The sequence below is a fragment of the Psychromicrobium xiongbiense genome, assembly GCF_030271165.1.
Taxonomy (GTDB): domain Bacteria; phylum Actinomycetota; class Actinomycetes; order Actinomycetales; family Micrococcaceae; genus Renibacterium; species Renibacterium xiongbiense.
This window is the reverse complement of record NZ_JASSZH010000030.1, coordinates 77285-86992: the sequence shown is the minus strand read 5'-3', so window position 1 is coordinate 86992 and position 9708 is coordinate 77285. Positions and strand designations below refer to the sequence as shown.

The 9708-nt window shown below is 63.7% G+C and carries 11 protein-coding genes; 3 read left to right on the top strand and 8 right to left on the bottom strand.

Features of this window, described 5'->3' with window-relative positions; all coding sequences use genetic code 11:
- Positions 1-79: 79 nt before the first annotated feature.
- The 5 genes from QQM37_RS11605 to QQM37_RS11585 form a co-directional block, all read right to left on the bottom strand.
- Positions 80-484 (bottom strand): heat shock protein transcriptional repressor HspR, encoded by a 405-nt coding sequence (locus QQM37_RS11605; RefSeq protein ID WP_285727649.1) that lies wholly within the window; start codon positions 482-484, stop codon positions 80-82.
- A gap of 7 nt (positions 485-491) precedes the next feature.
- The gene (locus QQM37_RS11600) at positions 492-1460 is read right to left on the bottom strand and encodes a DnaJ C-terminal domain-containing protein (protein WP_285727647.1); all 969 of its coding nucleotides are present in this window, start codon (positions 1458-1460) and stop codon (positions 492-494) included.
- A gap of 225 nt (positions 1461-1685) precedes the next feature.
- Positions 1686-2261, bottom strand: a complete 576-nt coding sequence (locus QQM37_RS11595) for a nucleotide exchange factor GrpE (protein WP_285727645.1) — start codon at positions 2259-2261, stop codon at positions 1686-1688.
- A 2-nt stretch (positions 2262-2263) separates the two neighbouring features.
- On the bottom strand, positions 2264-4129 hold the full coding sequence (dnaK, locus tag QQM37_RS11590; RefSeq protein ID WP_285727643.1) for a molecular chaperone DnaK: 1866 nt from the start codon (positions 4127-4129) through the stop codon (positions 2264-2266).
- A gap of 208 nt (positions 4130-4337) precedes the next feature.
- The gene (locus QQM37_RS11585) at positions 4338-5069 is read right to left on the bottom strand and encodes a TetR/AcrR family transcriptional regulator (protein ID WP_285727641.1); all 732 of its coding nucleotides are present in this window, start codon (positions 5067-5069) and stop codon (positions 4338-4340) included.
- 143 nt (positions 5070-5212) lie between these two features.
- Here QQM37_RS11585 and QQM37_RS11580 point away from each other — a divergent pair, with 143 nt between their 5' ends.
- Positions 5213-6142, top strand: coding sequence for an NAD-dependent epimerase/dehydratase family protein (locus QQM37_RS11580; RefSeq protein ID WP_285727639.1), 930 nt, complete (start codon positions 5213-5215; stop codon positions 6140-6142).
- 11 nt (positions 6143-6153) lie between these two features.
- Here the strand turns inward: QQM37_RS11580 and QQM37_RS11575 are convergent, their stop codons facing one another.
- The gene (locus QQM37_RS11575; protein WP_285727637.1) at positions 6154-6642 is read right to left on the bottom strand and encodes a VOC family protein; all 489 of its coding nucleotides are present in this window, start codon (positions 6640-6642) and stop codon (positions 6154-6156) included.
- Positions 6643-6896: 254 nt separating this feature from the next.
- The gene (locus QQM37_RS11570; protein ID WP_285727635.1) at positions 6897-7238 is read right to left on the bottom strand and encodes a hypothetical protein; all 342 of its coding nucleotides are present in this window, start codon (positions 7236-7238) and stop codon (positions 6897-6899) included.
- Between the two features lie 180 nt (positions 7239-7418).
- Here QQM37_RS11570 and QQM37_RS11565 point away from each other — a divergent pair, with 180 nt between their 5' ends.
- Complete coding sequence (locus tag QQM37_RS11565; RefSeq protein WP_285727633.1) at positions 7419-7958, top strand: DUF1648 domain-containing protein; 540 nt, start codon at positions 7419-7421, stop codon at positions 7956-7958.
- A 21-nt stretch (positions 7959-7979) separates the two neighbouring features.
- Positions 7980-8597, top strand: coding sequence for a LysE family transporter (locus tag QQM37_RS11560; protein WP_285727631.1), 618 nt, complete (start codon positions 7980-7982; stop codon positions 8595-8597).
- 39 nt (positions 8598-8636) lie between these two features.
- On the opposite strand, the gene QQM37_RS11555 is transcribed toward QQM37_RS11560, so the two are convergent.
- The gene (locus QQM37_RS11555; protein WP_285727629.1) at positions 8637-9671 is read right to left on the bottom strand and encodes an L-idonate 5-dehydrogenase; all 1035 of its coding nucleotides are present in this window, start codon (positions 9669-9671) and stop codon (positions 8637-8639) included.
- Between the last annotated feature and the right edge of the window lie 37 nt (positions 9672-9708).

The window sequence follows — 9708 nt, the reverse complement described above, 5'->3', positions numbered from 1 at the left end:
TCGCGTCGGTTAAAGCACCCCGGGTCCGGGGTGCTTTAACCGACGCGAATCGCGTTCAGTGTGGGTGTGATGGATGAGGCTACGGCTTCCAGACCACCAGGGCCTGACTGCGGGCCTGCGGACGCTTGCCACGGCTGAGCGACACCACGTCCCCGGCTACACCGGCCGCGAAAACCCGGCTGGCATTAGCTTGCTGTTCCAGCTGTGCGGTGAGTTCCTTGACTTTGGCCTGGAGTGCAGCCACCTGATTCTCCAACTCAAGAATGCGCTTGATGCCCTCCAGGGACACGCCCTCCTGAGAGAGCCGCTGCACCTCCCGCAGGGCATCCACATCATGACGGGAGTACCGGCGGGAGCGCCCCGGCGCACGATTCGGCGAGACCAGCCCCATCCGGTCGTACTGGCGCAGAGTCTGCGGATGCAACTCCGCCAGCTCCGCCGCCACCGAAATCACGAAGACCGGTGCGTAAAGATCCTCAGTCATCGCCAGCTCACAGTACTGCTTGGGCTGCCAGCCCGGAACGCGGATCGCTGTCCGCGGTAGCCGCAGCGAAATCCATCACTGCCTGCTCGGCATCCTTGTTCAGCTTTTGCGGCACGACGACGTCGACCGTCACCAACAGGTCACCGGTCGCCTTGGGCGTCTTGACGCCCTTGCCCTTGACCCGCAAGGTGCGCCCGGACGGGGTGCCGGCCGGAACACGGAGCGTAACATTCTCACCCTCCGTGGTGGGCACCGAAATGGTGCCACCCAGGGCCGCCTCCGCGAAGGTGACGGGTACGTGGATGCGGATGTTGTCGCCATCGCGCACAAAATAACCGTGCGGCTTGACGTGCACGGTGACCATCAGATCACCGGGGCCTGCCGAACCAGGCTGACCCTTGCCCCGGACACGAACTTTCTGACCGTCCTTGATGCCAGCCGGCACCCGGACGTCGATCACCTCGCCGTTGGGTTCGCGCAGGCCGATCGTGGTGCCCTTGAGCGAACCGGAGAACGAGATGGTGGTCTGTGCGGTGCGATCAGCACCCTTAGTGGGACGCGGCTGCTGGTAAGCGCCGCCGAAGATGTCAGCGAACTCCGGCGGAAGCCCCGAGTCCGCATAGCCAGGGGTGAACCCCGAGGAGCGGCTTTGCCGGGAATTGGTGAAGAGGCCGCCAAAGAGGTCCTCAAACCCGGCACCGCCCTGCGGTCCCGCTCCCCCAGCGCTGAAACGGGCACCCGAACCCATGGCGCGGATGGCGTCATACTGCTCGCGGTCTTCCCCGTTGGACAGCACCGAGTAGGCCTCAGAGATGTCCTTGAACTTCCGCTCCGCGGCTGCGTCACCCTGGTTCTGGTCCGGGTGGTATTTTCGGGCCAATTTGCGATACGACTTCTTGATGTCCGCTTCGCTGGCGTCCTTGGAGACACCCAGCAGAGCATAGAAGTCCTTATCGACCCAATCCTGGCTAGCCAAGATGTCTCCTTTCGAATGAAGTAAATGTCTATCTGATCGTCGTCTTCAGCGGTGACCTAGCGTCTTCAGCCGGCGGCCGAGCTACGCGGGATGGGTGGGTGTGCCCCGGTCACGCACTCCAACAGTCGCGATGGTAGGGGGTGAGGTGCGCGACTGCCTCCCGACGGAATTTCGTTGCCGCCGTCGGGAGGCAGTCGCGCACCTGGTGAACACCCAATAAAGCGATTACTCCGGGACGGCGACGATCACTTGGGCGGCGCGCAGAACGCGTTCACCTTTGCGGTACCCCGCGCGGAGCACCTGGCTGACCGAATCTTCCTGAACCTCGGCACTGGGCTGTTGCATCAGTGCTTCGTGGATCGTGGGATCGAACGGGACGCCGGTCTCCTTGATGGCCTCCAGACCATAGGTCTGCAGCGCCGCTTCCAGTTTGAGCGCGATGGCGGCAAACGGCCCGTCTGCCAGGTCACCGTGAGTGCGTGCCGCCTCCACGTCATCGAGCACAGGCAGCAACGAGTTGAGCACGCCGACGACGGCGCTCTCCCCCGCGACGGCCCGATCGCGTTCCACGCGCTTGCGGTAGTTCACATACTCGGCCTGGAGGCGGAGCAGATCGTTCTTGAGCTCGGCGGCCTGCTGTTCACCGGCCGCCACGCCCTGTGTCACGGAGTCTTCCGCGGGCACGTCTGCGTTGTTGAGGATGTCCTCAACCTGAGCCAGGGGATCGGCCGCGCCCCCGGCGGGACCCGCGCTGTCGCGCGGATCCTCACCGGGTGCCGCAGTGTTGTCCTCTGTGGACATGGCTACTTCTTCTCGCTCTTGGGCTCGTCGTCAACGATCTCGGCGTCGACGATGTCCTCGTCGGGCGAAGTACCGTTGGCGGACTCGCCTGCGGAAGCGCCAGCGGCCTGCTCCGACTGGGCGGCGGCGTAGATCGCCTCACCCAGCTTGGTCTGCGAGGCCTGCAGCTTCTCCGACGCAGCCTTCACGGCGTCGTCGTCGGTGCCCTCCAGAGCGGCCTTGAGGGCGTCGACATCGGCCTTGACCTCAGTCTTGACGTCCGCGGGCAGCTTGTCGTCGTTCTCGGAGAGGATCTTCTCCACCGAGTACGCGAGCTGCTCCGAGCTGTTGCGTACGTCAGCGGCCTCGCGGCGCGCCTTGTCCTCAGCAGCGTGAGCCTCGGCATCGGCGACCATGCGCTCGATGTCTTCCTTGGAGAGCGATGAGCCACCGGTGATGGTCATCGACTGCTCGGCCCCGGTGCCCTTGTCCTTCGCAGAGACGTGAACGATGCCGTTCGCGTCAATGTCGAAGGTGACTTCAACCTGCGGCACGCCACGGGGTGCAGGTGCGATGCCGGTCAGTTCGAAGGTGCCCAGCGGCTTGTTGTCGCGAGTGAACTCGCGCTCGCCCTGGAAGACCTGGATCGCGACGGAGGGCTGATTGTCATCCGCCGTGGTGAAGGTCTCGCTGCGCTTGGTCGGGATTGCGGTGTTGCGCTCGATCAGCTTGGTCATCACGCCACCCTTGGTTTCAATACCGAGGGACAGCGGGGTGACGTCGATGAGCAGAACATCCTTGCGCTCACCCTTGAGGACGCCGGCCTGCAGGGCAGCGCCCACGGCGACGACCTCATCCGGGTTGACGCCCTTGTTCGGGTCCTTGCCGCCGGCCAGCTGCTTGACCAGTTCGGTCACGGCAGGCATACGGGTGGACCCACCGACCAGCACGATGTGGTCGATATCGGAGACCTTGATGCCGGCATCGCGGATCACGTCCTCGAAGGGCTTCTTGGTCCGCTCGAGCAGGTCCTTGGTCAGTTCCTCGAACTTGGCGCGGGTGAGGCGCTCGTCCAGGTGGACCGGTCCGTCGGGAGTGACGGAGAGGTACTGCAGCGAGATGTTGGTGCTGGTCGCGGAGGAAAGTTCCTTCTTGGCCTGCTCCGCAGCCTCACGCAGACGCTGCAAGGCGATCTTGTCCTTGGAGAGGTCGATGCCCTTGAGCTTGAGCTGGCTCAGCAGCCAGTCCACGATGCGCTGATCCCAGTCGTCGCCACCGAGGTGGTTGTCGCCGGAGGTGGCACGGACCTGGATGGTGGAGAAGCCGTCGTCGTCCTTGCCAACTTCCAGCAGAGAGACGTCGAAGGTGCCGCCGCCCAGGTCGAAGACCAGGATGAGCTCGTCTTCCTTGCCCTTGTCGAGACCGTAGGCCAGAGCTGCTGCGGTGGGCTCGTTGACGATGCGCAGGACGTTCAGGCCCGCGATTTCGCCGGCTTCCTTGGTGGCCTGACGCTGGGCGTCGTTGAAGTAGGCCGGAACGGTGATCACCGCGTCGGTCACCTTCTCACCGAGGTAGCTCTCGGCGTCGTTCTTGAGCTTCATCAGCGTGCGGGCTGAGATTTCCTGCGAGGTGTAATCCTTGCCGTCGATGTCGACGGTCCAGTCAGTGCCCATGTGGCGCTTGACCGAGGCAATGGTGCGGTCGATGTTGTTGACGGCCTGGCGCTTGGCGATCTCGCCAACCAGGACTTCGCCATTCTTGGAGAAGGCGACAACGGAAGGGGTGGTGCGGCCGCCCTCAGCGTTGGCGATGACGACAGGCTCACCGCCTTCAAGGACGGAGACCACCGAGTTTGTGGTACCGAGGTCGATTCCTACTGCACGGGACATGGTTTTCCTTTCAGATTGCTTGTTCTGGACTCAACTTTACACTTGAGTCTGTCATTGTCAAGTTAAAGTGAGTCGATGCGGCTCAACTTTTTAGATGCTTGTGTCATCAGGCCGGGAAGGGTGGCAAGAAGGGATTTCCTCCTGCATCGTATGCCGCCTGGTAGCGGGGCGGAAGGGGCCTTGACCCAGGCCTGCGCGATGATAGGTCTTACAACCCCACCAGCCCGGCCAGCAGGCTGAGCTGATGATCAAACAGCTCTTCCCGGGCAGGGAAGGTGTCCGGCCCATACTGGCCGAAGACCTCAAAGCTGATGGCACCAAACAGAGAAGTCCAGACCAGGACACCCTTCGCCAGCGCATCATCGGACATCGCGAGATCCAGTTCCGCACGGACCGCCGCGAGATTCTCAGCCAGCGCCGGGGCCATCGCCACGGGCGACTCAGCCAGCTGGCCCTCCATCAGGGCGCCGGCTCGGTAAGCGGCATCGAAAATCTGCACCAGGCGGTTGACCACCCGGGTTCCGGGAACCGTGGTCCGCTCCCCCGGCGCCTGATAGCCGGGAACGGGACTGCCGAACAGCAGTGCATACCGGGCGGGTTCGCGCAGCGCCCAGGTCCGCACCGCGCGCCCCAACACCATGAACCTGCCCGGAAAGTCCTGCTCTGGGACTGCCGCGAGCGCCGCATCCACCTCGTCGCCGAGCTCGTTGTAGGCATCGATCAGCAGCAGCGTCAGCAGCTCATCGCGGCTCTCGACATACCGATACACCGCAGAGGACACCACCCCCAGATCCCGGGCCACCGCTCGCAAGGACAAGGCGGCAGCCCCCTGATCCGCCAGATGCTTCCTACCCAGTCGAATGATGTCCCGAACCGTTCGCTCGCGCGCTCGCTCGCGAGGAGTAGCTGATACCGCCGAAGCATCCCGAGGAGTGTTCATGCCTCAAGAATGCCATACCAGAGAGCGGCAATAACTTTTGAGAGCAGTGCTCTTGACATGAACTGATCCGTGCTTCATGCTGAATTCGAGAGCACCGCTCTCTGAATGACTCACCGACAGGCTCACCAAAGCGAGGAATCATCATGGAACAGCACTATGTCGTCACCGGAGCAGGCCCGGTTGGATGGACCGTGGCAGAGCAACTGGCCACCCAGGGCCACCGCGTCACGATCCTGACCCGTTCCGGAAGCGGCCCCGAACACCCCCTGATCACCCGGACCTCAGCGGACGTCTCCCGACCTGAGGCTCTGGCCCAGCACCTCGAGGGCGCTGCCGCCATCTTCCATTGCATTCACGGCAGCGCCTACACGGCAAAAGCCTGGGCTGCCGAGCTACCCGGGGCCGAGCGCGTGGTGCTCGATGCCGCCCAGACCGCGGGCGCCGTGGTCGTCTTCCCGGAGAGCCTCTACTCCTACAGCGAGCCGGGTCAGCTGATGCGGGAATCCAGCCCCCGGGTGGCTCAGGGTGGCAAGCGGGGCATCCGGACCCAGTTGCTGCAGGCACGGGCAGCACACCCGGCGGATACAGTCAGCGTGGTGGCCAGTGATTTCTTCGGGCCGCAGGTACGCACCGCCCATGCGGGCGAGCGCATGGTGCCCAGAATCCTGGCCGGGCAGTCCGTCACCGTCCTGTGCAGTGCCAACCAGCCGCACAGCTTCACGTACATTGGCGATCTGGCAGCAGCCATGATCGCAGCGGCACAATCGCCCGCGCTGTGGAACCGCGTGCTGCATGCACCGACCGGCCCGGCGCTCAGCCAGGGGGCTATGGCTGAAGCCTTTGCCCAGGCGGCAGGAGTCCCCGCGCCCCCGGTGCGAGTGGTGCCTGCCTGGTTGCTGCACACTCTGGGCCTCGTGATGCCGGGCATCAAGGACGTCGCCGAGCTGTCTTACCAGTTCTCAGCACCCTTTGTGATGGACTCCCGGGCAAGCGAGGGTCTGTTGGGTTTTGGCCCCACGCCGCTGGCAGACGCCGCAGCAGCAACGGTCGCCTGGTGGCGGGCGCACGCCTGACGAGACCGGGTTTATTCGCCCCGCGGGTTTATTTCGCCCCGATAGGCAGCTTCCAGAGCGGCGATGTCGAATTTCGACATCTGCATGAATACCTGGGCGACCCGACCGGCCGCTTCTCCATCCCCGCCTAACAGCTCCGGCAGAACCGTGGGAACTACCTGCCACCAGAGGCCGAATTTGTCCTGAATCCAGCCGCACTGGCTTTCCCGGCCGCCATCGCCCAATTTCTCCCAGTAGTAGTCCACTTCTGCCTGGTCGGCACAGTCGATCTGGAAGGAAACTGCCTCGTTGAAGGTGAACATTGGCCCACCATTGAGTGCAGTGAAGGCCCGGCCGTCGAGTTCAAAGGCCACGGTGAGCGCAGTTCCGGCCGGGAATGGGCCACCATCTCCATAGCGCGAGATGGCGGTGATTTCCGACCGGGGAAAGATGCTGCAGTAGTACTCAGCGGCTTCCTCGCCGTTCTGGTCAAACCACAGGCAATTGGTGATGGCAGGCAAGGCCCGTCCTTTCGCTGATGCTGGACTTTCGCTGATGCTGGATCAGGCCTGTGGTGCCGCGGCCCGCTGTCCTCAGCCTAGGACTGCGGGCGTCTGGCCTCAACCGGCGCCCCCGGAGAGATCTCGCTCCCGACCGTCAAAGTTTTAAGCACTTACCGCCCCCAGAGGCACGCCGGGACCTGGATTCCCGGGGCTCACGAGCCGCGAGGAGCCGGTAAGTGCTCAAAACTTTGACCGTCACCGCCGCTAAGAACTCAGGTCAGCACCAGGAAAACCAACTGGCCCTTGCCTGAGGCGAGAACGATCGACGACTTAAGATCGAATCCGGGGACCAAAGGAAACGCCAGATCAACAATTCCCGCAAAAGGCCCATCCCCCTGAGTACTTCTTTGAGCGAGGGTCACAGTCATCCCGCTGCCGTCACTCAAGGTGAACTGCTCAATCGTCTTTGCGAGGTTTGCACCGTTCCGATGCCTTGAAGCTACCAACTCCTGATCACGAAGACGAATGAGAATGTAGCTTTCCGTGGTTTCAAGCGTCTGAAGGCCTAAATCGACTCCGCTGTGACTGATCGTCTGAAACGCCGCCGTCAACATGGCTAACCTATTCGGTCACTGCACGGATCACTGAAAGAAAAGGTTGGCTCACAACACACTTCCTCGACTGTCGATTCTTCGTTACCGCCATGCGTTACGGCTGAATCCCCCCTGCCAGGAGCAGACTACTCCCTGATGCCCTCGCGAAAAAGCGTCAGTCCCGCCCCTTATGCTGAACCCATGACCGCACGATTCACGGCCAGGCTGCTCCTGGTGGGCGCCCTTCTCATCTACTGCGCCTTGCTGACCTGGTTCCAGATGACGGCGCCGGATCAGGTGCCTGCCCATTTCGGTGCCGGCGGCCAGGCCAGTCGCTGGGATTCGAAGAACGGCTTCGCCCTGCTCCTGACGATAGTGGCCGCAGCCCTGTCGCTGCTGCTCACTTTCCTACCCCAGTGGTTGCCACGTTTTCCCAGCGCGCTGGTCAACGTTCCGAACCGCCGCTACTGGACCCGACCTGAGAACCGCAGCGCCCTGCGGGAGCTGCTGGAGGTGGATCTGTCCCGGATCGCCGCTCTGGTGATCCTGTTGCTCAGCTGGATCCTGGTGATGGTCAACTACGCGGCCCAGCACGGCGGCGAGGCCTCTGACCCACTGCTGATCGGGCCGAGTCTGGGCATCGTCCTGGTGATTCTTGGCTACGTTGTCTGGCTGGCTGGTGGCAAGAGATACGCGATCCCTGCCGATGCCGCCGCGGGAGTCTCCACCCAGGGGAAGTAGTCCAGACGGTAAAGTCGCATCGTGCCCCTCTCCACCTGGTTTGCCCTACTCGCCGCCTGCGCCCTGATCAGCTTCACCCCCGGCGCCGGGGCGATCAACACCATGAGCAATGCTCTGAACTCCGGCTTCCGCCGCTCGCTCTGGGGCATCGTGGGGCAACAGCTTGCCCTCATCATCCAGATCGTGATCGTTGCGGCCGGGGTCGGGCTGCTCGTTGCCTCCTCACCGATCGCGTTCCAGGTGATCCGCTACCTCGGCGCGGCCTACCTGGTCTACCTGGGCATCCGGAAGTTCTTTGCCCCCGTGAGCGAGCCCACCACGGAGGATGCCGCCGCCCCGGAGTCAGCGTTCAGCCTGCTCCGGCGGGGGTTCTGGGTCAACCTGCTGAACCCCAAGGCAATCGTGTTCTTCCTGGCGTTTGTGCCACAGTTCATCCGCCCGGATCTCCCGCTACTGCCGCAGTATCTGGTGTTGGCAGCCACCGTGGTGACCGTGGATGTTCTGGTCATGTGGCTGTTCTTCGCAGCCACCGCGCGATCACTGCATGGTTTCAGCCGCAGCCCCCGGGGAGAACGAGTGTTGAACCGGATTTTCGGTTCACTCTTCGTGAGCGTGGGTGTTCTGCTGGCTGTGTACTGAGAAACCGGGTGTACTGAGCCTACTGAGACACTGCGGTCCTCAGAATTCCAGCAGCACCTTGCAGGACAGCGAGGCGTTCCCCGCGACCTCAAAGGCCTCCAGTGCCTGCTCCACGGGGTAGACCTCAGTCACCACCGGACCGGCCTGCAGCGTGCCGTCCGCCAGCATCGTGAGCACCTCATCGATCTCGTCATTGAAGCGGAAGGACCCGCTGATCTGAAGTTCCTTCACCACGGCCAGCGAGATGTCCACCGGTTGCGGCCCCGCGGGCAACAGCCCCACCATGACGACCCGGCCACCGCGCGTCGCGCCACGCAGCGCGAGCCCCAGCCCGCTGTGATGCCCGGAGGATTCAAAGACGATATCGGCCTGAACCGTGGTGATCTGCTCCTCGGTTGCCGCCTGAATCGTCTCGGTGGCGCCCAGCTCGGTCACCACCTCCAGCGGCTTGGCCTGCAGATCCACCGCCACGATCTCGCGCGCACCCAGCGAGCGCACGATGGCGACCACCAGAGCCCCGATGGGCCCGGCACCAATCACCAAGACCTTGGCCCCGGCAATCGGCCCGGCCTGCTTGACGGCATGCAGCGCGACGGCGGCAGGCTCGGCAATAGCCGCATCCCGCAGCGAGAGCCCTTCCGGAAGGGTTCGCAGCATGCGCCCCGGCAAAGTGACGTAGCGGGCGAAGGCTCCCTGGGTGTGCGGGTAGTGGGCTGCACTGCCCAGGTACGTTCCACCCGGTGCCAGATTCGGTCGGTCGGCCGGGTAGGGGGTGTGCGCGGCGTCATCGTGCGCGGTGGCCGGATGCACTGCCACCTCAGCCCCTGCCTCGGGCGAGCTGCCATCAGCAGCGGCCTGAACCACGGTGCCGACAACCTCATGGCCCAGCAGCATTGGCTCCCGCAGAATCGACTGACCGGCCGCACCGTGCCGCCAGTAGTGCAGATCCGAGCCGCAGACGCCGCCGTAAGCGATCACCACCACCGCTTCATCCGGAGCTGGCTGCGGCATCGCACGCTCTTCGACGCGCAGATCGCCCTTGGCGTAGATCATCACGGAGGTATTGGGTTGCATGATTCTCCCGGGGGTTGGCTGTGAAGGTGGGTGAAAA

Bases quoted from the DNA above. Each gene is read 5' to 3' on its own strand.
- QQM37_RS11605 (WP_285727649.1), bottom strand. From the start codon at position 484: ATGACTGAGGATCTTTACGCACCGGTCTTCGTGATTTCGGTGGCGGCG.
- QQM37_RS11595 (WP_285727645.1), bottom strand. From the start codon at position 2,261: ATGTCCACAGAGGACAACACTGCGGCACCCGGTGAGGATCCGCGCGAC.
- dnaK (WP_285727643.1), bottom strand. From the start codon at position 4,129: ATGTCCCGTGCAGTAGGAATCGACCTCGGTACCACAAACTCGGTGGTC.
- QQM37_RS11585 (WP_285727641.1), bottom strand. From the start codon at position 5,069: ATGAACACTCCTCGGGATGCTTCGGCGGTATCAGCTACTCCTCGCGAG.
- QQM37_RS11580 (WP_285727639.1), top strand. From the start codon at position 5,213: ATGGAACAGCACTATGTCGTCACCGGAGCAGGCCCGGTTGGATGGACC.
- QQM37_RS11570 (WP_285727635.1), bottom strand. From the start codon at position 7,238: ATGTTGACGGCGGCGTTTCAGACGATCAGTCACAGCGGAGTCGATTTA.
- QQM37_RS11565 (WP_285727633.1), top strand. From the start codon at position 7,419: ATGACCGCACGATTCACGGCCAGGCTGCTCCTGGTGGGCGCCCTTCTC.
- QQM37_RS11555 (WP_285727629.1), bottom strand. From the start codon at position 9,671: ATGCAACCCAATACCTCCGTGATGATCTACGCCAAGGGCGATCTGCGC.